This is a genomic window from Rickettsiella endosymbiont of Rhagonycha lignosa (assembly GCF_964031165.1).
Classification (GTDB): domain Bacteria; phylum Pseudomonadota; class Gammaproteobacteria; order Diplorickettsiales; family Diplorickettsiaceae; genus Aquirickettsiella.
Window position 1 is genome coordinate 126,256 of sequence record NZ_OZ035011.1, and the last position, 22,459, is coordinate 148,714.

The 22,459-nt window shown below is 36.3% G+C and carries 17 protein-coding genes and 1 tRNA gene; 13 read left to right on the top strand and 5 right to left on the bottom strand.

Annotation, left to right across the window (positions count from 1 at the left end; translation table 11 throughout):
• Nucleotides 1-54: 54 nt before the first annotated feature.
• The 3 genes from AAHI99_RS00615 (at nucleotide 55) to AAHI99_RS00625 (ending at nucleotide 4,210) form a co-directional block, all read left to right on the top strand.
• Nucleotides 55-831: an outer membrane protein gene (locus AAHI99_RS00615; protein ID WP_342227764.1), complete on the top strand. Its 777-nt coding sequence runs from the start codon at nucleotides 55-57 to the stop codon at nucleotides 829-831.
• Between the two features lie 109 nt (nucleotides 832-940).
• Nucleotides 941-1,852 carry a hypothetical protein gene (locus AAHI99_RS00620; RefSeq protein ID WP_342227765.1) on the top strand — a complete coding sequence of 304 codons (912 nt, stop codon included), beginning with the start codon at nucleotides 941-943 and terminating at the stop codon, nucleotides 1,850-1,852.
• A 741-nt stretch (nucleotides 1,853-2,593) separates the two neighbouring features.
• A complete protein-coding gene (locus AAHI99_RS00625; RefSeq protein WP_342227766.1) occupies nucleotides 2,594-4,210 on the top strand; it encodes an ankyrin repeat domain-containing protein in 1,617 nt (538 codons plus the stop codon).
• A gap of 49 nt (nucleotides 4,211-4,259) precedes the next feature.
• Here the strand turns inward: AAHI99_RS00625 and AAHI99_RS00630 are convergent.
• Nucleotides 4,260-4,335 (bottom strand) — tRNA-Thr (locus AAHI99_RS00630).
• Nucleotides 4,336-4,551: 216 nt separating this feature from the next.
• On the opposite strand from AAHI99_RS00630, the gene AAHI99_RS00635 reads away from it, so the two are divergent.
• The 4 genes from AAHI99_RS00635 to AAHI99_RS00650 all read left to right on the top strand — a co-directional run bounded on the left by AAHI99_RS00635 (nucleotide 4,552) and on the right by AAHI99_RS00650 (nucleotide 9,912).
• Nucleotides 4,552-5,001 (top strand): pilin, encoded by a 450-nt coding sequence (locus AAHI99_RS00635; RefSeq protein WP_342227767.1) that lies wholly within the window; start codon nucleotides 4,552-4,554, stop codon nucleotides 4,999-5,001.
• Between the two features lie 117 nt (nucleotides 5,002-5,118).
• Nucleotides 5,119-7,962: an isoleucine--tRNA ligase gene (gene ileS / locus AAHI99_RS00640; RefSeq protein WP_342227768.1), complete on the top strand. Its 2,844-nt coding sequence runs from the start codon at nucleotides 5,119-5,121 to the stop codon at nucleotides 7,960-7,962.
• Nucleotides 7,963-7,993: 31 nt separating this feature from the next.
• Nucleotides 7,994-8,473, top strand: a complete 480-nt coding sequence (lspA, locus tag AAHI99_RS00645) for a signal peptidase II (RefSeq protein ID WP_342227769.1) — start codon at nucleotides 7,994-7,996, stop codon at nucleotides 8,471-8,473.
• Entirely contained in the window at nucleotides 8,473-9,912 is a 1,440-nt protein-coding gene (locus tag AAHI99_RS00650; RefSeq protein ID WP_342227770.1) for an amino acid permease, read from the top strand. The genes lspA and AAHI99_RS00650 overlap by 1 nt, the downstream gene beginning before the upstream one ends.
• Before the next feature lie 104 nt (nucleotides 9,913-10,016).
• Here AAHI99_RS00650 and AAHI99_RS00655 read toward each other — a convergent pair whose 3' ends face one another.
• Genes AAHI99_RS00655 through bioA form a run of 4 tightly spaced genes read right to left on the bottom strand, consistent with a single transcriptional unit; the run spans nucleotide 10,017 to nucleotide 14,154 of the window.
• Complete coding sequence (locus AAHI99_RS00655; RefSeq protein WP_342227771.1) at nucleotides 10,017-11,186, bottom strand: 8-amino-7-oxononanoate synthase; 1,170 nt, start codon at nucleotides 11,184-11,186, stop codon at nucleotides 10,017-10,019.
• Between the two features lie 7 nt (nucleotides 11,187-11,193).
• Nucleotides 11,194-11,901 (bottom strand): dethiobiotin synthase, encoded by a 708-nt coding sequence (bioD, locus tag AAHI99_RS00660; RefSeq protein WP_342227772.1) that lies wholly within the window; start codon nucleotides 11,899-11,901, stop codon nucleotides 11,194-11,196.
• Nucleotides 11,898-12,830, bottom strand: a complete 933-nt coding sequence (bioB, locus tag AAHI99_RS00665) for a biotin synthase BioB (protein ID WP_342227773.1) — start codon at nucleotides 12,828-12,830, stop codon at nucleotides 11,898-11,900. Before bioB ends, bioD begins: the two co-directional genes overlap by 4 nt.
• Nucleotides 12,781-14,154: an adenosylmethionine--8-amino-7-oxononanoate transaminase gene (gene bioA, locus AAHI99_RS00670; protein ID WP_342227774.1), complete on the bottom strand. Its 1,374-nt coding sequence runs from the start codon at nucleotides 14,152-14,154 to the stop codon at nucleotides 12,781-12,783. The genes bioB and bioA overlap by 50 nt, the downstream gene beginning before the upstream one ends.
• A 608-nt stretch (nucleotides 14,155-14,762) precedes the next feature.
• On the opposite strand from bioA, the gene AAHI99_RS00675 reads away from it, so the two are divergent.
• From AAHI99_RS00675 to AAHI99_RS00700, 6 genes are all read left to right on the top strand, one after another.
• Nucleotides 14,763-15,212: a lytic transglycosylase domain-containing protein gene (locus AAHI99_RS00675; protein WP_342227775.1), complete on the top strand. Its 450-nt coding sequence runs from the start codon at nucleotides 14,763-14,765 to the stop codon at nucleotides 15,210-15,212.
• A 33-nt stretch (nucleotides 15,213-15,245) separates the two neighbouring features.
• The gene (locus AAHI99_RS00680) at nucleotides 15,246-16,580 is read left to right on the top strand and encodes a hypothetical protein (protein WP_342227776.1); all 1,335 of its coding nucleotides are present in this window, start codon (nucleotides 15,246-15,248) and stop codon (nucleotides 16,578-16,580) included.
• Between the two features lie 119 nt (nucleotides 16,581-16,699).
• On the top strand, nucleotides 16,700-17,683 hold the full coding sequence (gene waaC, locus AAHI99_RS00685) for a lipopolysaccharide heptosyltransferase I (protein ID WP_342227777.1): 984 nt from the start codon (nucleotides 16,700-16,702) through the stop codon (nucleotides 17,681-17,683).
• 92 nt (nucleotides 17,684-17,775) lie between these two features.
• The gene (locus AAHI99_RS00690; RefSeq protein WP_342227778.1) at nucleotides 17,776-19,848 is read left to right on the top strand and encodes a primosomal protein N'; all 2,073 of its coding nucleotides are present in this window, start codon (nucleotides 17,776-17,778) and stop codon (nucleotides 19,846-19,848) included.
• A 72-nt stretch (nucleotides 19,849-19,920) separates the two neighbouring features.
• Entirely contained in the window at nucleotides 19,921-21,312 is a 1,392-nt protein-coding gene (locus tag AAHI99_RS00695; protein WP_342227779.1) for an L-serine ammonia-lyase, read from the top strand.
• Between the two features lie 93 nt (nucleotides 21,313-21,405).
• Nucleotides 21,406-22,458 carry a hypothetical protein gene (locus AAHI99_RS00700; protein ID WP_342227780.1) on the top strand — a complete coding sequence of 351 codons (1,053 nt, stop codon included), beginning with the start codon at nucleotides 21,406-21,408 and terminating at the stop codon, nucleotides 22,456-22,458.
• The last annotated feature ends 1 nt before the right edge of the window (nucleotide 22,459 follow it).

A 22,459-nucleotide genomic window follows, 5' to 3' on the forward strand; every position in this document is an offset into this window, starting at 1 on the left:
TATAACGCTTTAAGCTATATTTGAACTTCAGCGATAGATTGCCAGGGAGGCGAAATGAACTTTTCTAAGATGATTAGAATGAGCTTGAGTGCGGTACTTTGTTTAGTCACGAGCACACTTTATGCAGCATCTACACCATATTCTAAATTTCATTGTCATCATCCGCACCGATTATATTTTGACCTAGGCGTTGGTAAGGTCTACGATTATGCAAGTAGTAATAGTTTTTTGATCGGTTCAAGTGGGAATGTATTAGGAAATTTGAAAACAGGGAATTCTTACAGTACACCTTTTTTCTTTGTGGGAATAGGCTATCGATGGGCACAGGATAACAATCTATGGTTTCCTAGTGTCAATATGGGATTACAACACCGCTATACATCACCTATCAATGTGTTTGGTGTCTCACAAACGCCTAGTGTAGATCCAACACCCACTAGTTATAACTATCGATTACAGCAGGAAAGTTGGTTGCTTATGACCAAAGCAGATATCTACAAATGGCAGAGATTTATGCCTTATGTTGCGTTAGGCTTAGGCGCCTCCTTTAATAGAATTAGTCAACTCTTTGTTAATTCTTCAAGCTTTGCCAACCAGCTGGGAGGTTCTACTAATCTAACGGGTGATTTTAGTTATAATGTGGGGGCGGGCCTAGATTATCAGGTCCAAGATGATTTTTGGCTAACGCTAGGTTATTTTTATGATAATTTTGGAAAAAATAAAGTAGGTACTGTCTATACAAATAATACTTTTACGCCTGTAGGGAAATTAGAAAATGCTAATTTGCATGCGAATAGTGTTTTTCTAAGCGCGCGCTATTTATTTTGGTAAATGGAGTTTGTTGCCAACCAGAGGAATCGAAATGTTGAATAGTGAAAACTAACGGGATCCAGGTATAAAAGCGATCAATTCGTCATAATAAAAATTATGGGTATTTTATATGAGAAAGATAATAAAAAATTGTTTGTATATCTTATTAATGAGCTTTATTTCTCCTATCCTTTTAGCAACAAGTAAATCGGATCATTATTCATCCTATTTCTTCCCCAATCATTTTGATAAAGGTAATAACGACACAGCAGCGTTGTTGCCAAAAAATCATGCACATATTTTCTCATTACCTTTTTCGAACACAAATAAGGTATTACGTGTTTATTTCAATCCATTTGTTCCAGTAAAAGAATATTTTCCATCATATAACAACGAACCTATTGTTGAGCTGATCAAAACAGGGATATGGGGTGAACAATTTGATGCCGCTTATTATAATGCTTATCTTTTTGTCTACAATCCACAACGGAACTCATCAATTTATCTTGGGGTAATTCATCCAGAATCGCAAACTGGAAACTCAGGGGCACTCTATGTTCCTTTTGCAGTTAGAGGCGATAACAAAGCAATTATTTTGCAGGCTTGGATGGGTAGCCCGGGTGCTGGGGGTGGCTCTACTGATTATGGTTATGCGCTGATGCCTATCATCATTACTAATAAGAGTGCTGTAATTAACGATTATATCTTAAGAGGAATTGCAACAGATAATGCCGTATTTTATGATCATTTTAGTAAAGTAATCTATATTGGTGAAGGTCGCGGTACAACAGCTTCATGTGGTAATTTTCCCACAAATGATGCAGTTTATTATCGTGATCTTTTACATCCTACTGAAAAGAAAATACTTGCGGAAAAATCCAACACTATCTACAGCCATATAATGGTCGATGAAATAAGTAAAACAGTCACATTTGTTGCGACAAGTTATTTTAATGTGCCATATGATAGTTGTCCTCAAGAGGTATATCCTCAAACTTTATTGCGCAGTAAATCAATAAGACAAGTAATGAAGCTACCTTAACTTACTTAATCTACTATGAGTGATTATTAATTAGCTTGAACACGCGAATTCACCAAGGCAGCCCAAAAGCCCGCGCTTTTATTTTTTCTACCCGTTCTGCTGGTGACTTTTTTGCTGTTTTAACTAAAAAAGGTTGTTTATATTTTTTTTAGTTATTTTTCGAATAACCACATCAGCAAAAAATATCAGTTCCTGTATATCGGATGTAGCTGTTATCGCCTGTCTATGATGACGTGTATCCTGTTGATAGCTTAATCTCGGTTTCATCTTTGTAGATATAGGAATTTTTCTATCAGATTGTTTATTAACAGAGAAATAATTAACTAAACGGAAAGAATTTGCTAAGCTCTGATGCTTTTTTTAAAGTGATACGCCTTTGCTTTTAGATTGTGATAATCATATTTTTCTAAATACTGTTCGGTTATTGCGTTAATACGCATATTTTCAGAATTTACGATAAGCCGGCTGTGATTAGCTTGACGTTTACGCCGAGCTAACTTTTTATTTGTTGGTAAATGCAGTTGCTGAGAACCTTGTCTAACTGAATCAAATAAAAAAGTTTTTATATTTTTAATTTTGAAATTAAATAGGCTTCACCTTCTAAATCTAATTTTTCTATCTATTTTTTTATAATTTATAAGGTGTTGCTGGATAAATAGGCCTTAATAATTTCTATTTAATATATTGTTAAGGTTTTGAATAGATACTATTTAACATAGTACTAAAAAATGGGAGATGAATATGCCATTGGAACTTTATGATAAGAAACTTTATAAAATTGCTGCAAAAGGTCATATAGGAAAGCTTGTAAATCTGCTAAAAAATGATATTAACCAATTCATTTTTGCTAATGATTTTGAAGGGACATTGTTAACCTTTGCTTGTAAAACAAACAATATTGAACTTGCTAAGTCACTGCTAGAAAAAGGAGCGGATGCTAACATAATTTATAAAAAGGAAACCCCATTATTGTTTGCTTATAAAACAAACAATATTCAACTTGCTAAAATATTGCTGGAAAAAGGAGCGGATGTTAATTACAGACTTGAGGAAGGAAATAGTTATCTGCACGAAGCATGCAAGGATGGACATATTGAGATGGCAGAACTATTAATAGAAGAAGGTGCTGATCTCAACATAAAGGATGGAAGAAGTGGACGAGTTCCATTACACGAACTATGTTCTGTAAATGAATTTACGGAAACAAATATAAAAATTTTAAAATTATTAATAAAAAAAGGCGCTGATGTTAATTGTTTGACTTATTGTGGAAAAACACCATTATTTTATGCTTCTAGTTCGGCTTCTATTGAAGCAGTTAAGTTATTGATAGAAAATGGTGCAGAGATTAATAAAACCGAATCTAATAATGGAGAAAGACCACTACATTGTGCGGTTGACAATAATTCTATTGAAATCGTTAAATTACTCTCCGAGAACGGAGCTGATGTGAATGCAATTTTCTACCAAGATGAAAGCGACGATGAAAGCGACGATGAAATAGAAGAAGATAATCGAATTGAAGTAACACCATTAAATAAAGCGGTTAAAGAAAATCATATTGAAATAGCAAAACATCTTATTCTTTATGTATTGTTGAGCAACCCAGAAAAACCTGATTACATTACTAACCATGAATTTTTATCAAATTTTTGGGATATTAAGCTGAAAGAACGCAATAAACTTATCAATAATTTTCCCGATATGCCTAGGTGTTCTATTGTTAAATTTTTATCTGATAATGTAGATAAATTAGCCGTAAGACTCACTTTGAAAGACATAAATAAGATTGCTCAAGCAGTGGAACAAGAAGGAAACAAAATTTCCAATCGAGAAGCAGCTGTTGGCGAGATAGAAAACGCATCCTTTGCACTTTTGATAAAAACTAGATTAGAAAAACTAGAAGAAAGGCAAAAATCTTTAAATTTGTTAGATAAATTGAGGATTACTTCAAAAAATGAAAAAGAAATAACTTTAAATTTTATAGTAGGTAGGGAAATATCAAGTTATTTATCTACGCGTGTAATTAAAAATCTATTAAGCGCATCCTTGTCATCTAAATCAGAATCTACTATTACTGATTCCATGATTCAAAGTAACACTGTGGATTCCCTGCACAGTAAACCTTCTTCTTTTGAACAAGAAGACAATAAATACTCCCGTCAAAGCTTAGAAGAGCAAGCTAAAGAAAATACTTCTACATTAGAAATATCAAAAGATAGTCTAGAGTCTATTAATAATGTGATGGGATCGTCAGGTAGCTCAGGATTATTCGCTAATCGCAAACGAAAACAAGATGAGTCCGAGTCCAGTAATGAATCTCCTGAAATGAACAAGCGAGGACGATTGGAACACTAAGTTTTTAGCGTATTAGAAAAATAGGAAAGACCCAAGTTTTTGATTTAATTGGTGCCAACGAGACGAATCGAACGTCCGACCTACTGATTACGAATCAGTTGCTCTACCGACTGAGCTACGTTGGCAATGCGATTTAAAGAGCCGAATTGTAGTCAATTTAATTAGTATTAGCAATTTGCTGGAAAATATTATTACAACTCTGCAGATAGTTCAGTCACAATACTTAGCTTCAGTTCCCAAGCTTTGTAAAAATTATCTGAAAGCTTTTAGAAATGGTACTGGTTTAAACAAGTATGGCTTGTTAAACTAGGAGTATCAATTTTATTAAAGGTGCAAGGTTTATGTATTTAATAAAGGGAAAGCAAAGCGGTCTTACTTTACTTGAGCTTATGATCGTTATTGCGATTATTGGTATCTTGGCTGCGATAGCCATACCTAGCTATCAAAATTACAGTAATCGAGCTAAATTTGCTGAAGTTATTCAATCCACAGCACCGTTCAAATTAGGAGTGAGTACTTGTATGCATGAGCATGATAATTTAGTTGCTTGCGGTACGCCTGGCCAAAATGGAATTCCTGGTAATTTTAAAGCTGAAAGTCAAACTAAAGGCTATGTAACGAGTGTAGAAGTGGGTAAAAACGCACAGATTATTGCGACATCACAAAGAATTCGTATGAATAAAATTGACCATTTCACCTATATTTTGACACCTATTTATCAAACAGATGGTCAATTACGTTGGGATGTTAGTGGAACTTGTATTCAGTCCGGTTTATGTAAAGCAGATTAATTAGAATTTAGGAAGTTTCTTTTTCATTTTGACTATACTGCAGGTCCTTCAAGCATGTTATTCTAAGCCTATTTAAATGTAAGACTATACAGAGCTTCATTTGAGGCCTAAATAAACATGACTGACTATAAAAACACCTTAAATCTTCCTCACACTCAATTTCCAATGAAGGCCAATTTGCCGCAGGCAGAGCCTGCTATTTTAAAGCAATGGTCTTCTTTGCCGTTGTTTGAAAAATTACGTGAAAAAAATCAGGGTAAAGCCAAATATATTCTTCATGATGGCCCCCCTTATGCGAATGGTCATATTCATATTGGGCATGCGGTAAATAAAATTTTAAAAGACATCGTTGTGAAAGCAAAGACATTGAGTGGCTTCGATGCTCCGTTTGTTCCAGGCTGGGATTGTCATGGCTTACCTATCGAGTTAAATGTAGAAAAAAAAATCGGTAAGATCAGTGACAAATTAACAGCCAAAACTTTTCGACAAGCTTGTCGTGAATATGCTAGCCAACAAATCTCCATACAACGTGAGGAATTTAAACGTTTAGGCGTGATCGGTGATTGGCAACATCCTTATCTGACGATGGATTTTGAATTTGAAGCAAATATTATTCGCGCTTTAGGTCAAATTATTAGTCGAGGACACTTGCAACAAGGATTTAAACCTGTGCACTGGTGTGTTAATTGCGAATCGGCTTTGGCTGAAGCGGAAGTTGAATATGCCGATAAAATTTCACCTGCGATTGATGTGCGGTTTAGAGTGATGGATGAAGCTGATTTTTTAAATCGAATTCCTAGCGAAAGGGGTCATGGACTTATAGTCATGCCGATATGGACCACGACGCCTTGGACTTTACCCGCTAATGAAGCCGTCGCACTCAATCCAGATATTGAATATGTGTTGGTGCAAACCGATACCGAACGTTTATTAATCGCTGAGTCTTTATTAGCAAGTTGTATGCAGCGTTACCAAATATCTGATTATAAACGCTTAGGAAGTGCGACCGGAAAAGTTTTTGAAGGTGTTATATTGCAACATCCTTTCTACCATCGACAAGTCCCCGTTATCTTAGGCGAGCATGTCACCACAGAAACTGGCACAGGTGCCGTGCATACTGCGCCTGCGCACGGTATAGAAGATTATAGTGTGGCACAACATTATGGATTACCATTAATTAACCCTGTGGGTGGTAATGGTTGTTTCTTACCGGGTACAGCACTATTTGAAGGAGAACATGTTTTTAAAGTCAACCCCTTAGTGGTCGATAAACTAAGGGAAACCAAAAATTTATTGAAAGAAGAAAATATTAAGCATAGTTACCCGCATTGTTGGCGCCATAAGACGCCTCTGATTTTTCGAGCGACACCACAATGGTTTATTAGTATGGAAAAACAAGGCTTAAAGGAGGATAGTTTAGCTGCGATTAAAGAGGTTAATTGGATTCCGCAATGGGGAGAAGCACGAATTGATTCCATGATTAGCAATCGACCTGACTGGTGTATTTCAAGACAGAGAAGTTGGGGAGTTCCAATTCCTTTATTTGTACATCGTTTATCACGTGATCTACATCCCAACAGCCTTAATTTATTAGAACAGATTGCACATCGTGTCGCAAAAATAGGTATAGATGCTTGGTATGATTTAAATCCAGAAGAAATATTAGGTAAGGAAGCAAAAGATTATGAAAAATTAACTGATTGTTTGGATGTATGGTTTGATTCAGGTGTAAGTCATTATGCTGTTTTAATGAAAAATCCGTCTTTAGCTTGGCCGGCTGATCTTTATTTAGAAGGTTCGGATCAGCATCGGGGTTGGTTCCAATCTTCTTTATTAACTTCCGTGGCAATGAAAGGTCAAGCTCCTTATAAATCGGTTTTAACACATGGATTTACTGTGGATGAAAAAGGCCACAAAATGTCTAAATCATTGGGAAATGTGATTGCACCAGAAAAGATTATACAAAGTTTAGGGGCGGATATTTTACGCTTATGGATTTCTTCAACAGATTATCGAAGGGAAATGGCTGTTTCGGATGAAATTTTAAAACGTACGGCGGAAGCTTATCGACGAATTCGTAATACTATTCGATTTTTATTAGCCAATTTACATGATTTCGATCCATCGGAAGCGGTGCAAACTAACAAAATGTTGTCTTTAGACATTTGGATATTAGAACGGGCAAAGCTTTTACAGCATGAGATTATCGATGCTTATGAGACTTTTCAGTTCCATACGATTTATCAGAAACTACAACATTTTTGTATTAGTGATTTAGGTGGATTCTATTTAGATATTATCAAAGATCGTCAATATACCTTACAAAAAAATAGTATCGCACGACGTTCTGCGCAAACTGCACTTTTTTATATTGCTGAAGCCATGGTACGTTGGCTAGCACCTATTTTAAGCTTTACTGCAGAAGAAATTTGGCACTATCTGCCAGGGAAGCGCGAAGAGAGTGTTTTTTTAAATGAATGGTATTCTTTATCTTTTTCGTTTGCGAACGATCCATTGCAAACCATTTATCAAGAAACTGATCGGCAAACCTACTGGAATGAACTTATACAAGTGCGCAATGAAGTTAACAAAGTGATAGAAAAATTACGTATTAGTGGGGATTTAGGCTCTTCATTAGAAGCTGAAGTTGAACTTTATGTTAAAGAAAATTCGCAACTATATAAAATGTTTTCTGCTTTACAAAATGAACTTAGATTTGTATTAATAACTTCTGATGCAAAGCTGTTGACTGTTTCCCCACCGGAACAGGCTTCATTATTGGATATTAATGGGGAAGAGTTAGGCATAAATGTTATATCTACAGTAGGAAAAAAAACAAAATGTGCGCGTTGTTGGCATCGTCGTGCTGATGTGGGAAAGGGTCCAGAACATCCTGAAATTTGTCTACGCTGTGTGGAAAATCTTCCCAATGGAAAAGGCGAACAGCGAATGTATGCTTAAAAACTACAATTTTTTCTAACCTATTTAAACTATGCAAGAAAGAAAAACATCTCAACTATCATGGCTTTGGTTAAGTGTATTCATTATTGTTCTCGATTATTTAAGCAAAGTGTGGATGGCACATTGGTTAGATCAAACGAGTATTATCCCTGTATTTCCTTGCTTAAACTTTATTTTGTCACACAATTTTGGTGCCGCGTTTAGTTTTTTAGGTCAAGCGGATGGTTGGCAACGCTGGTTTTTTTCGGCTATTAGTGCGCTTGTGAGCGTTTATTTAGTTCGTATGCTTTATCGAGGTGGGCTGAATAATTGGGTGGCTTGTGGCATTGCATTGATATTAGGGGGTGCTATAGGTAATTTGTATGATCGACTCAGCTTAGGTTACGTCATAGATTTTATTGATTTTTGTATTGGGTATTGGCATTTTGCTACCTTTAATTTGGCTGATACAGCCATTTCTATTGGTGCTGTTATCTGGATCATTGCGAGCTATAAGTCCGGTCAAAAATAATGATAGCGGCTACTAAAAAACAGATTATTAAAAAACCACTGGGCGTGTTTAGTTTAGCCATGATGAATGTCATTGCTGTGGATAGTTTGCGTTCATTACCTATCGCTGCTCAATTTGGTTATGCATTAATATTTTTTTATTTACTTGCTGCGTTGCTTTTTTTTATTCCGACCGCTTTAGTGACGGCTGAATTAGCTACCACTTGGCCGAGCACAGGCGGTGCATATATATGGATCCGTACTGCGTTTGGTGTGCGATGGGGTTGGTTTGCGATTTGGTTGCAATGGATATACAACGTGGTTTGGTATCCAACGATATTGTCTTTTGTAATCGCTGCATTTGCCTATTTAATTGACCCCCATTTGGTACAACATAAAATATATCTTTTAAGTACGATATTAATTATTTGGTGGTCGGTTACTGCTTTAAGTTGCTTAGGCTTACGAGTTTCGAGTTGGCTGAGTAGTATCGGCGCTTTAGTCGGTACTTTAATTCCTATGCTCTTTATGATCGTGTTAGCTATCATTTGGATTAAAAGCGCACGGCCCCTAGCGATACATTTTTCCTCCTATTCTTTTTTCCCAAGCTTGAATAATTTTAATAATTTGGCTTTTTTAACGACTATTATTTTTGGTCTGATGGGCTTAGAAATGTCAGCTGTACACGCGGGCGATGTACAAAATCCCCAGAAAGATTTTCCACGCGCCTTATTTTGGTCGGCAAGTTTAATATTGATAACCTTGGTAATGGGTTCTTTATCTATAGCCCTTATTATTCCAGTAAATCAGCTTAATATACTGTCGGGTTTAACCGAGGCCTATGTTGCTTTTTTTAATAGTTATCATTTGCCTTTTTTTATACCGATTATTATTTCTTTAATTATTATTGGAAGTTTGTGTAGTATTTCAACCTGGGTAATAGGTCCTACGCGAGGCTTACTCATTGCTACATTCGAGAGTGAAATAACAGGGTTAAACTGGTTGCTTAAGGTCAATCGATTTGGAGCGCCGGTCAGTTTATTACTATTTCAAGGGATTCTAGTATCCCTATTAACCAGTCTTTTTATATTGATTCCTAATGTAAATGAAACCTATTGGTTATTGAGCGTAATGACAGCCCAATTGGCGGTGTTATTCTATATTTTTTTATTTTTAACCGCATTACGATTGCGATATAAAGAGGCTAGTAGAAGTCGTGCCTATCATATTCCAGGAGGCACATGGGGGGTTTGGATAGTCAGTATCGCAGGATTAATGGGCTGTTTGATTACATTTATACTCGGATTCTTCCCTCCGAGTGGTATCGAAGTGAGTAATCTATTTAAATTTGATTTGATTTTGCTAGGCGGGTTGTTGTTATTTTGCTTGCCGCCTATTATCTGCACCGGATGGGCTTTAGCTTTAAAAAAAACTGAGAATAAGAATAGTTTTAAAGAGTAGTGAAGTGGTTAGTTGGTCCATTTCTTTGATTATCCGGACCTTATTGCTTTCTAGATATGTTTAGTAGGTTTTAAACTTTAAAAAAAATAAGGGGTCAATTTTATTTAAATATTTTTTTCTAGTAAATTTTTTTTAAAAAAATCTTCTAAGGTTTGTGCGAGTGAAGAAAATTCTATGTTGCAATGTAAAGAAAGACGAAGGCGACTAGTCCTTTTGGGAACACTCGGTGGTCGAATTGCTCCTACATAAATATGATGTTGTTCTGCAAGCTGAGCTGCTAAGCGCAGTGTTGTTCCAGGGTCGCCAATCACAAGTGGCAGAATAGGGCTATCATACAATGGGATATCCGGAAAAAAATGTTTTAGGCGATTTTTGAGCTTTAAAGTTTGAGAAAGCCATTGGGATTGGCGTAATACATACTCAGTTTGAATTATTTCTATTGCCGCTAAACTAGCTGCGGTTGCAGCGGGCGTCAGGTAGGTCGAATATATAAATTCAGGTGTGCGATTTAATAAATACGACCGCAAATCAGGATTATGAAAGAGAGTGAATGCACCTTGGCTGGCTAAAGCTTTTCCGAGCGTGGCAACTAAAATGTCGACTTTTTTCTCTACTCCAAATTTGGCTACAAGTCCATTACCTTTTGGTCCGTACCAGCCTAGCGCATGAGCTTCGTCAACGATCCAAAAAAAATTGTAACGGTCTTTTAAAAAACCCATTTGACTAAAATCAGGATAGTCCCCTTCCATGCTAAATACAGATTCTGTAATAACAAAAATTGTACGATCAGGGCGCGCGTAAATGCGAAGCAAGTCTTCAAGATGATTTAAATTTAAATGCTGGTAGCGTATGAGTTTTGCAAGAGAGTCTTGCGCACCTAATAACATGCTATTGTGAACATAACGATCGGCTAAAACAACATCCCCTTTTTGAGGTAAGGTGCTTAATAGAGCCCTGTTTGCTGTATAACCGGAGTTCCAAAGTAAACCGTATTCAAATCCACACCACTCTTTCAAAGAATTTTCTAATTTTTGGTGGATAGGCCAATAGCTAGCTATTGCAGGAGAGCCTCCAGAAGAAGTTCCCCATATCTCTAAAGTTTTTTGGGCTGCTTGAATGACTGATGGATGCTTGCTCAATTGGAGGTAGTCATTAAAATTTAGGTATAAACTTTCTAAATTATTTTTAACAAGATATGGAGTTAATTCTCTAAGCAATCCTTTTTTTTCTCTTGCTTGCAAATACTCATGGATATATTTTTGCAAAATGTGCATTATGCTATTAACTCGATGTATCTTGCTGTGCAGTGAGAGCTTGACAATAATTTTTAAAGTAATGGGCTATTGGGAAAGAATCAAAAAAATGCAGCTCTCGAGATTGATAAAGCTGATGTCCCCATATGGGTATCGAGAGATTGGCAAGCTCTAAATAATTAGAAGATGTGATATCATTGTCAACTGATATTCTATCGTTAAACCAAATACCAGTTGGTATTTTTGAATGTGGTGCATAATTAGTTAACATACGTGCTTGATGTATAGCACCAAGCCGATTTTGAACGACAAGTAATAAATAATCTATTGGTAAATTTAAAGCTAAATCAACGGCATCTAATCCTGTCTCATCTAAAGGAACAGCCAGTCCTCCTGCAGCTTCAAGAATACGCCAATTGGTTTTAGGTAAGCTTTTAATTTTGCAAAGAATACTTTCAAGATTTAGCTTACAGCCATCTTTATGTGCTGCACTAACTGGCGCAAGAGGTTTAGCAAATGAGTATAAAGTAAAAGCTTGACATTTCTTTTGGTTGAGATGAGAGCAATACTCAATAGCTGTTTCTGCATCCCCTTTTTGGTTACTAGTTATGCCTGTTTCAACAATTTTGACTACTTGAACGGTTTGGTTATGTGATGCAAGATAGTTGGCAAGGGCTCGACACACCCATGTTTTACCGATTTCTGTATCATTGCCTGATATTAATATTGTATTCATATGCATTTCATTTTAAGTTTTTTGAGCATGTTTAGATCTGAATTTAAATCAGGTGTAGGAGTTGTTAAAATACGCTCACCTATATAAATTGCATTTGCACCACTAAAAAAAGCTAGAGTTTGTGTTTCGAAAGACATTTTATAACGACCAGCAGCCATCGCAATAATGCTTTGTGGCATTGCGATGCGGGCAATGGCTACAATGCGTACATATTCAAAAGAATCAATAAATGCTTTTTTTTCGAGAGGGGTGCCTTCAATGGCTACGAGTGCATTGAGTGGTACCATTTCGGGCTGAGGTAACAATTGGCTGATAAAAAATATAAGTTTCAAGCGATCTAATATCGATTCGCCCATACCTAAAATACCACCACAGGATATTTTTAAATTCGATTTGCGAATCATTTGCAATGTTTCATAGCGAGATGCAAATGTGCGTGTCGTTATAATTTTTGGATAAAAATCAGGGGATGTATCCAGATTATAATTATACATTGAACATCCTGCATCTAACAATGCTTTAGTTTGTTCTGCAGAAATACTGCCCAGACTACAACATACTTGCAAGCCAGTGTCATGGACTTGTTTAATTATTTCCAAAAGTTTCTGAAAGATACTACCTTTAGGTAAAAAACTCCAAGCAGCACCTAAACAAAAATGAGTAACACCCAGATTTTTTGCATTAAGTGCAATTTTTAAAACCTCACTCGGATTTAGAAGTAATTCTTTAGCCACATAAGTTTTATAATGAACTGATTGTGGACAGTAAGCACAATCTTCGGGACAGTTACCCGTTTTGATCGAGATAGAGCCGCATAAGTGAACTGTATTTACACTGTGATGTTGCTTATGAATCAGATGTGCCTGACTTATCAAATCATTAAATGGCAGTTGATAAAGGTATTCCAGATCTGCAAATGACAAATTCATGTATATATTCCGAAATAGATGTTGCAGTTTGTTTGCATAAAAAAACAATCTCAAGCTCTGTAATACACAATGGAGGAATGATTAAAAGTGTGTTGCCAATACCTCTTAATAGAATTTCTTTATCACGTAAATAAAGTGAAAGGTGATGTGCTACACGTTCATTAATATCAAAAGTTGGCAAGTTATTATTGATGCCTGGATATAATTCTATTGCGCATGCAAGCCCGCGTTGCCGCACAGATTTTACAAATGGATGCTTGGAAAAATATAATTTGATGTTTTTGCTAAAGTGATCACAGGTGCGTTGTAGCTCGCCACTCTGAATACGCCGTCTCAGTTTTTCTATATTTTTAATACTTACAGCAGTTGAAAGTGGATTTGCAGCAAACGTATGTCCATGAAGAAATGTTTTTTCTTCACTAAACTCACCTAGGAAAGCATTATAAATCTTTTGAGTTGTTAAAGTAGCGGCTAATGGTAGATAACCTCCAGTTAAAGTTTTAGATAAACACAGAAAATCAGGAGTTAGATCTTCAGCCGCACATACCAACATGTGCCCTAAACGTCCTAGACCGACGAAAATTTCATCCAAAGCTAAATGAATATTATGTATTTTACAACGTTCTGATACGGCTTGTAAGAAGCCTGGTGGTTGCAAATACATTCCGCGTGGCCCTTGGACAGAAGGTTCTAAAAACAAAATGGCAGTTTGTTCAGCATAGGTTTCAAGTAAACGATCAAGATCTTGTAAGCTTTCCGACATGTCATCATGCTGCGGTGCCGCAAAGTGATATGCAGGCAAAAACCATTCTGAAAACCGTTGATGAAAGTTTAACGAATTTCCTGCAGACATGGCGCCAAAAGTATCTCCATGATAGCTACCTTCCATGCCAATGATGAGTTTCTTTTGCGGATTTCCTGTGAGCTGCCAATATTGAAAAGAAAGTTTCAATGCTGCTTCAACTGAGGATGCTCCATTATCTGTAAAAAAACAGCGATTCAATCCTTCAGGTGCGATGCTAGTTAATTCATGACAAAGTTGCGATGCAGCGGGGTGGTTTAGATCTTTGTAACTGGATTGTTGTAAGTTTTTTAATTGCTGTATTAGTGCCTCATTGAGCTCTTGATCGCTATGGCCATGAACGTTCGTCCAGTTAGAAGCATTTCCATCAAGGTAACGTTTCCCTTCAATATCATACAACCAACATCCTTTGGCATGAGTGATATGCACTGGTTTACGTTCTAAATATTCTTGCATCTGTGTAAAAGGATGCCAGCTATACGATTTATCCCAATAGTTCAAAGTCGTAATATCAGTTTTCATATACCCCCTGCTTAATCGTAAAACTTTCTTTATTGGTTGACAATTAAGATTGTCAGTATAGAGTGGCCGAAAATAAAAGACAAGCTAACACGATCCCTAAATATTCGCCATTTTTGAATATATTAAGTCGGCGAGTTAATTTATCAAATATTATAGTAGTGCATATTCTTTAGGGTGCTTTAGTTAACTCTATCAGAAAGTTTGATAGACGATTTGATTTCTACAGCACCAGGAACTAAAAGATTTTTACTGCAGAAATTCCTATAAATTTTACTAAACATTTACATTTTTATATGATACCAACGATACATGTAATTAGGGCGGTTATTACGAATGTTTATATACTAAGTCCCAACAAATTATTCCATAGTTCCAAGTTTTTTTGTATCACAGGTGGGATTTTAGTTGTTTAGGTGAGATTAGTAGGGTGTTGATTACATTTGTAATTGGATTGTTCTCTTAGAGGAATCCAAGTGTATAATCTACGAAAATTTTGACCTGATTTTGCTATCAGGGAGATTATTATTTTGCTACAACTAGTTTTGTGAGGTGCATTTATTATAGGCTTCAGACGACATAGAGAAAAGTGAGATGGAGACAGGATCCATATGATAAGCGCATTAGAAATTCATGGTGTCCCTATCGAGTGTATTAATCAAGCGGCGATAACCTACCACGTTCCAGCAACTTTAATTCTTTCAGTTTTAGCAGTAGAAAATGGCGTGAACGGTTCGGCGTTGCCTAATAGAAATGGGACTTTCGATTATGGTCCAATGCAAATTAATTCAATTTGGATATCGAAAATTCGACTGTTTGGTTATACTCAGCATCAATTACAATATGATCCTTGTGTCAATGTTAAGGTTGGGGCTTGGATACTTAGTCAGCAGATTGCAAATGATGCAGCAAGCCCTTGGCGAGGAGTAGGCAGTTATCACTCACATTCCAGCCGTTTGAACCAGAATTATCAAATCAAAGTTTCTGAAGTATATCGATTATTGGCTAATTATCTATCTCATCCGAGTAACTCGACATTACCTACATTACCTATCGCTTAAGATTTAAATTTTTACCTTTAGATTAACATCGATATGCCAAAGTTTTTTCCTCTCTGTTTTTTGCTAAGTAGTCTATTTGTAGAAAAGACTAAAAAAAAAATAGCTAACTTAGATAATGAACGTTTAGCGATTGGTTTTATTTCCATACTAGGTTTGGGGTTATTATTTCCTTTAGTTATTATTGCTCCAGGTCTATTTGAGTCAGAATGGTTTTTAAATTTATTAACTATCCCTGCTGAGTATGGAAGCTTCCTAGCGGGTGCGGGCTATTTTGGTCGATTATGGAATTTGTTTACAGCCCGTCCTTACGACAACTATAAGAAGACCAAGATTAGAAACTTCCTCAGTCAAGAAATCATAATCAATCGACCAATAGGGCAAGCTGAAAAACTATTTACTCCTATTGGCATGTTGTTAGGAGTGAGTTTAGGGATTTTTTGCCTTTGTTTGCATGCAGTTATTCCTTTCTGGGATGTGTTTTCCTATTTTGCGTATATTTTGTTTATTTTAGGTTATGCTTGTACTTTAGGTGGTTTATTTAATCGCCTGGCTAGCTCGTTTGATGGAACACGCTTAAAACAGGAAAAAGTATCGATTTTTGTAGGGCTAGTGTTAGGTTTATTGGTTGCATTAAGCTTATTTATCGTAGTAATGCTGACTGGAGCCATGCCTTTTGTTGCAGTGATTGGTATTAGTAAACCGTTTATTGATCTTTTACTATTACATAAATTTCTTTTCGCACTACCGTTTGTATTAAGTTTGACGAGTATAACGACATCTTGTTTCGATTATTTTGCCAAAGCGTATTGCTTCTTAAAATATATTTGGAGCACGAAAGATGAATTAGTTAATGAGCGCATAGGATCGCATTATTATGAATATCAGAGCGCTTTTCTAGGTAATATTTTTGGTTGTTTGTTGGCTTCAGGTATCATCATAGGCTTATCCTTAGCGGGAAGTTTAGTTGCGACGCCCTTAGTTATTGCGGCTACTATTTTCGCTATCATTATTATGTGTAATAACGTATTAGCAGCACTTTTTACAAGATTAGGTCGCCTTATAGATGGAATTGTAAGTACTTCTATAACACCAAAAGAAGAATTTTATAAACAGGAGCGCTTGATCGACGTTAGTTATTTGACTTCAATAAGAAACGCCTCGTTAATTTCATTGCCCGTATCAATAAGTAATTCAGCTAAAGATCGAGACCTCAATGACAACGAACTTAAACTTAAATTAAAACGTACACAAAGTAGCCCTGCTTTTTTTCATTTTTATAACTCAACCCAGGAGGTGAATGTGGATAATGAACTGTTTTTTAATAATACTTTATCTGATGTCAAATCCTTATCCGGATTATTTGCCTAGACCTTAAGATAGCTCTACAGGGGTGGGTAGCATGGGTCAATTAATATGACGGTTCACATCTTGATGTCCAATGGGTATAGTTCGACTAATCATTACTGCTTACAAGTAAACTATTATTTATGCGTGTTTTAATCATAAAAATGTCCTCAATGGGCGATATTATTCATACATTACCTGCAGTGACTGATGCGACTAAGGCTGTTTCGAATATTCAATTTGATTGGGTAGTGGAAGAAGCATTTACTGAAATTCCCAAATGGCATGAGCAAGTCCAAAAAATCATTCCCATCGCCTTAAGACGCTGGCGCAAGAATATCTGTCGAACAATTCAACGTGGAGAATTAAAACAATTTTATACACAATTGCGTGCACAAGAATATGATTTTGTTTTAGATGCACAAGGTTCTATCAAAAGTGCTATTACAACCTATTTAAGTCGAGGTTGCCGTCTTGGCATGGATAAACACTCAGTGCGGGAAAGTTTAGCCTATCTTGCTTATCAGCAAACTTTTTCTGTACCTTGGCAACAACATGCTATTGAGCGTTTACGTCAATTATTCGCTAAAGCTTTAAAATACAATCTGCCCGAGACGCTACCTGAATATGGTATTAACAAAGAAAATTTAAGCCAAGCAAAAATACAACTTTCAAAAGACTACCTAATTTTTATTCCCAATACCAGTTGCGCAACTAAACAGTGGTCAAATTATTTCTGGTCTTTACTTATAAAGGAAATGACCCACGATGGAGTAAGTGTTTTTATTCCTTGGGGTAATGAAAATGAAAGAAAAAATGCAAAGCGACTAATTAATAAAAACCCTATAGCTCAGGTGTTACCTTATTTAAATCTCAATGAAATGGCAGCTGTTTTAGCCAACGCAAAAGCGGTTGTTGCTGTAGATACAGGTTTAAGTCATTTATCCGCAGCTTTAGGAATTCCTACGATTGTTCTATATGGTTCTACTAACCCTGCATTGATAGGAACAATAGGTCCTTCCCAGTGCCATATCAAAATGGCAGTTAATGGGGATAGTAGGCAAGATAATAATAGGGTTGTCTTAAAAAAAATAATCGACAATTTGCGGCGCATTTTGACACTTTAGTTGATTTGCATCACACAATTTTTATTTTTTCATGTTTATTTTCCGAGTAAAACAGAGCGCTTTTAATTTTATGTAACCATGAGGATTGCGAGTTGAGCGATAATATAGGCAAAAATTTAAATGCAAAGAATATCTTACAAATTGCCATTCAGGCTCCCTTGCACCAATATTTTGAGTATTTAGCACCACCTGACTTTCCTTTAACGCAATTAAAAAAAGGTTTACGTGTATTGGTACCGTTTGGGAAGCAGAAAAAAATTGGTTTTTTAATGGAAGTAAGCGAATCATCAGTTTGGCCAAAATCTCAGCTCAAACAGGCCTTGGCAATCCTAGATAAAACTCCGCTTTTACCGGATTCTATCCAGCAGTTACTAGAATGGACAAGTCGTTACTACCATTGTCCTATTGGCGAGGTATTCGCTAATGCTATACCACGTGCACTACGCACGCAAAAAACTGTCAAAAAAATTAATGATGCTGTTAAAACAACTATTGAAGAAATTAATAGAGAAGAAAAATTTACTTTTGCTACTAAAAATAATTTAAATTTATCCGAACAAATTCAATTAAATAATCATCAGCAACAGGCTATTGAGAGTATTTTGAATTCGTTAAATAAATTTCAAGCTTTTCTTTTAAACGGCGTGACAGGAAGTGGAAAAACAGAAGTCTATTTGGAAGTGATACAAGCTGTACTCGATCGGGGTAAGCAAGCATTAGTATTAGTTCCAGAAATTGGTTTAACCCCGCAAATGTTAACGCGATTTCGAAATCGCTTTTCAGTGCCTTTAATATTATTTCATTCTAAATTAACCGATAAGCAGCGTTTAGAAAATTGGTTACTTTCTAAATCAGGTAAAGCATCTATTATCATTGGTACGCGTTCCGCTTTATTTACACCTTTATTGTGTCCTGGGGTTATCATCATCGATGAAGAACATGATAGTTCTTTTAAGCAACAAATGGGCTTACGTTATCACGCTCGAGATTTAGCGTTAGTACGAGGACGTTTAGAAAACATACCTGTTATATTGGGTTCCGCAACTGCATCTTTAGAAAGCATTTTTAATGCGCAACAAAATCGTTATCAAATACTGCATTTACCTCAAAGAGCAGGATCCGCCATACAACCCACTTTTCATTTTATTGATTTACGGCATCAAAAACTTGATCAAGGGTTTTCTCCCGCATTATTACAAAGCATGGAAAATCACTTGCAAAAACAAGGCCAAGTACTTTTATTTTTAAACCGACGAGGCTTTTCTCCAGTTACCCTTTGTCATGATTGTGGTTGGACAGCAGACTGCCAATATTGTGAACAAAAAATGAATTTTCATAAAAAGCCGGCTCGTTTACAATGTCATTATTGCGGCTATCGACGTCCTTTAGATGCCCGTTGTCCTGAATGCCAAGGTCAACAATTACTTGCTTTGGGTCAAGGGACACAACGTCTAGAACAAACCTTGCAAAAATACTTTCCTGATATCGGAATAGTTCGGATTGATCGAGATAATACACAACGTAAAGGAAGTTTGGATAAATTATTAAAAAATATACATGAAGGTGAAAGTCAGATTTTGATCGGAACACAAATGTTAGCGAAAGGACATCATTTTCCAAATGTCACTTTAGTGGGTATTTTAGAAGCAGACAGTGGGTTATTTAGTGCAGATTTTCGAGCTTTGGAACATACCGGTCAATTACTCACACAAGTAGCCGGGCGATCCGGACGGGCCGATAAACCTGGAGAGGTATGGATTCAAACCTATCATCCAGATCATCCCTTGTTAAACCATTTGTTAGAACAAGGTTATCTCAGTTTCAGCGATATATTATTGAAAGAAAGATGCGCCTCTGCGTTACCTCCTTACAGCTATTTGGCACTTTTGCATGCCGAAGCCTTAAGTTCAGCTTATCCGATGGATTTTTTAAATGAAGTAAAAAATCAGGCTGAATTAGTTGGAGAAGGAATCAGTATATTAGGGCCAGTTCCTTCCTTACGCCCGCGTCGGGCGGGTTATTATCGATGTCAATTACTGTTACAGGCAAAACGACGGAACGTTTTGCAAAGCTTACTGGAGCAGATTATTAAACCCATCAGTCGGCTTGGCAGTAGTCGACGAGTTCGTTGGTCACTGGATGTCGACCCTATAGAGCTTTTTTGACTTAAATACTTCTTTTGCTTTCATTAAAGGTCTAGAATACTAACAAATAATGAACTAAAAAGTATTCCTTTTATGACAATTAGTGTGTTTGATTTGTTCTCCATTGGTATAGGGCCATCGAGTTCGCATACCGTAGGTCCTATGAAAGCTGCCTGCGCTTTTGCAGAAAATCTAGCGTTAGATAATGAACTATTTAATGAGGTTAGCAACATAAGGGTTGAGTTGTTTGGTTCGCTCGCTTTAACTGGCCGGGGTCATGGTACCGATTTAGCGGTTTTAAATGGTTTAGAAGGACAGCTCCCTGAAACAGTTAATCCCCTGGAGGCTGCTTTACGCGCCAAGACAATTATTGAGAGTTGTGAGCTAAGGTTGTCGTGGAAAAAAAGGATTTCATTTTCTGAGAAAACTGATTTAATTTTTTTACAAAAAGAATTATTGCCATTGCATACCAATGGTATACGTTTTAGTGCCTTTAATACACAAGGTCTTCTCTTAAACAGTCAAATTTACTACTCTATAGGCGGTGGCTTTATTGTCACTGAACAGGAGTTTGGTCTGCAGCATAAGGATGTTATTCCAGTGCCTTATCCTTTTTCTACTTCCACTCAGCTGTTTTATGCCTGTAAAAAAAACAACTTAAGCATTTCAGAGCTTATGTTAGCTAATGAAAGACAATTAGCGCCTGATAGGGAAATACACACGGATTTATTGAAAATAGCCGATATTATGCAAGATTGTGTGGATAGGGGTTGTCATACCCAAGGAATATTACCCGGCGAGCTTCAAGTCAAGCGCCGGGCCCCGGAACTTTTTAGCAAAATGAGTAACAAAGCAATTCCAAAATTAGCGACTTTTCCAGGCTCATTATTATGGCCAACCATTTACGCAATGGCTGTTAATGAAGAAAACGCTGCGGGAGGTCGCGTGGTGACTGCACCAACGAATGGTGCAGCAGGTATTATTCCGGCAGTATTAACCTATTATCGCCGTTTCTATGCCGATGTCAGTGAGCAATCAGTCACTGATTTTTTATTGACTGCTGGCGCTATCGCTTTACTCTATAAAATGAATGCATCAATTTCCGGTGCAGAAGTAGGTTGTCAGGGTGAAGTCGGAGTGGCTTGTTCTATGGCCGCGGGAGCACTGACTGCAGTATTAGGTGGAACATTAGAACAAATAGAAAATGCCGCAGAAATGGCCATGGAACATCATCTGGGATTAACCTGCGATCCCGTCGCAGGATTAGTTCAAATTCCTTGTATCGAGCGCAATGGAGTTGCAGCAGAAAAAGCCATTAAATTAACTTATTTAGCTTTAATGGAAGATGGGAAAAATAAAAAAGTATCTTTAGATAAAGTCATTGAAACCATGTTTGCTACCGGAAAAGATATGATGGCAATTTACAAGGAAACCTCTTTAGGTGGTTTGGCAAAAACACTCGCTGTTAATATTCCTGAATGTTAGTTTGAGCTAATTATCAATTTTTTTGATTTAATTATTCTTTAATAAAAAGTAGCTAGCATAAAGATTGGTCTTAGTTTTTAGAGAACAATCATTATGCCGAAGAAAAAGAAGAATCAAAATAATCCGAGTTCCTTAGAAGAATTAGCCAAAAAAATTTTAGTAAATTCGCAAAAGGCCTTTTATTTTGGTGCTAATAATAAGGGCAGCACCCCCTCAAGCTGTCAACAAGCAGTATTTATTGAGGAAAAAATTAATTCTTTAGCGAATAATGATAATCTATTTGAAAGGAGACTTAAAAAAATCTCTATTAAAGATCTTAAAAAGATAAAAAATTTACGTCAAGCATATATTGATCATAAAAAAATCGAGTTCGGCCTCGAACTTTTAAGTTTTTTTTATGATAGTCCTTCGTTAAAAAAGCAATATGAAGCTGAAATCGAAAATAAAAGAAAAAACATAAAATGGAATGATGGATGGCTTGATGATTTAAATCTTATTTTGACTACTGCTTATTTAGAACAATATCGTGAGAAACATAATAGAGATATTTTTTCAATTGAGGATACTCGGACATACGATAAATTACGTAACGAAGGAGTTTCAGATAAAAATAATGAGCGGAAAATTTATTTTAAACGTACTTTTTTTGATTTAAAAGCAGCTACATTACATGGGACAGGGGCTTGTGAGTTGATGGCTGAATTTGCCCTTTTTGAAGCTGTACGGATGAGCAAAAACTTAGATTGTTCTATCCATTATATTAGATTTCTGAGTTCTGAATATCAGGAGATACCCTATCAAGAGATTAACGCTATTGCATTAGGAGATTGGCCGAATGATGATTGTTTGATTGTTTGTCCGTGGCTTGAAGACAATGAAAATCTTATCTGGAAAAAAGATTTGCAAAATACACTATTTTCAAATTACTCGGTTATTAAAACCATATTCAAAATTGTTCCCGGCGCCGAAATGGATCAATTAAGAGAAATGTTAGCAAAATGTAATTTTCTTCCCGACATCGAAGAAAAACGAACCATAAGAAGTAGGACTGAGGAATTAAGTAAGGAGTATCAAAAAGCTTTTAAAAATTTCCTTATAAAAGAAAATGACGCTGAAATTAATATGACTAGAAGATTAGGCAGATAGT

Coding starts and splice junctions, on each gene's coding strand:
- AAHI99_RS00615 (WP_342227764.1), top strand. CDS start 55: ATGAACTTTTCTAAGATGATTAGAATGAGCTTGAGTGCGGTACTTTGT.
- AAHI99_RS00620 (WP_342227765.1), top strand. CDS start 941: ATGAGAAAGATAATAAAAAATTGTTTGTATATCTTATTAATGAGCTTT.
- AAHI99_RS00625 (WP_342227766.1), top strand. CDS start 2,594: ATGCCATTGGAACTTTATGATAAGAAACTTTATAAAATTGCTGCAAAA.
- AAHI99_RS00635 (WP_342227767.1), top strand. CDS start 4,552: ATGTATTTAATAAAGGGAAAGCAAAGCGGTCTTACTTTACTTGAGCTT.
- ileS (WP_342227768.1), top strand. CDS start 5,119: ATGACTGACTATAAAAACACCTTAAATCTTCCTCACACTCAATTTCCA.
- lspA (WP_342227769.1), top strand. CDS start 7,994: ATGCAAGAAAGAAAAACATCTCAACTATCATGGCTTTGGTTAAGTGTA.
- AAHI99_RS00650 (WP_342227770.1), top strand. CDS start 8,473: ATGATAGCGGCTACTAAAAAACAGATTATTAAAAAACCACTGGGCGTG.
- AAHI99_RS00655 (WP_342227771.1), bottom strand. CDS start 11,186: ATGCACATTTTGCAAAAATATATCCATGAGTATTTGCAAGCAAGAGAA.
- bioD (WP_342227772.1), bottom strand. CDS start 11,901: ATGAATACAATATTAATATCAGGCAATGATACAGAAATCGGTAAAACA.
- bioB (WP_342227773.1), bottom strand. CDS start 12,830: ATGAATTTGTCATTTGCAGATCTGGAATACCTTTATCAACTGCCATTT.
- bioA (WP_342227774.1), bottom strand. CDS start 14,154: ATGAAAACTGATATTACGACTTTGAACTATTGGGATAAATCGTATAGC.
- AAHI99_RS00675 (WP_342227775.1), top strand. CDS start 14,763: ATGATAAGCGCATTAGAAATTCATGGTGTCCCTATCGAGTGTATTAAT.
- AAHI99_RS00680 (WP_342227776.1), top strand. CDS start 15,246: ATGCCAAAGTTTTTTCCTCTCTGTTTTTTGCTAAGTAGTCTATTTGTA.
- waaC (WP_342227777.1), top strand. CDS start 16,700: ATGCGTGTTTTAATCATAAAAATGTCCTCAATGGGCGATATTATTCAT.
- AAHI99_RS00695 (WP_342227779.1), top strand. CDS start 19,921: ATGACAATTAGTGTGTTTGATTTGTTCTCCATTGGTATAGGGCCATCG.
- AAHI99_RS00700 (WP_342227780.1), top strand. CDS start 21,406: ATGCCGAAGAAAAAGAAGAATCAAAATAATCCGAGTTCCTTAGAAGAA.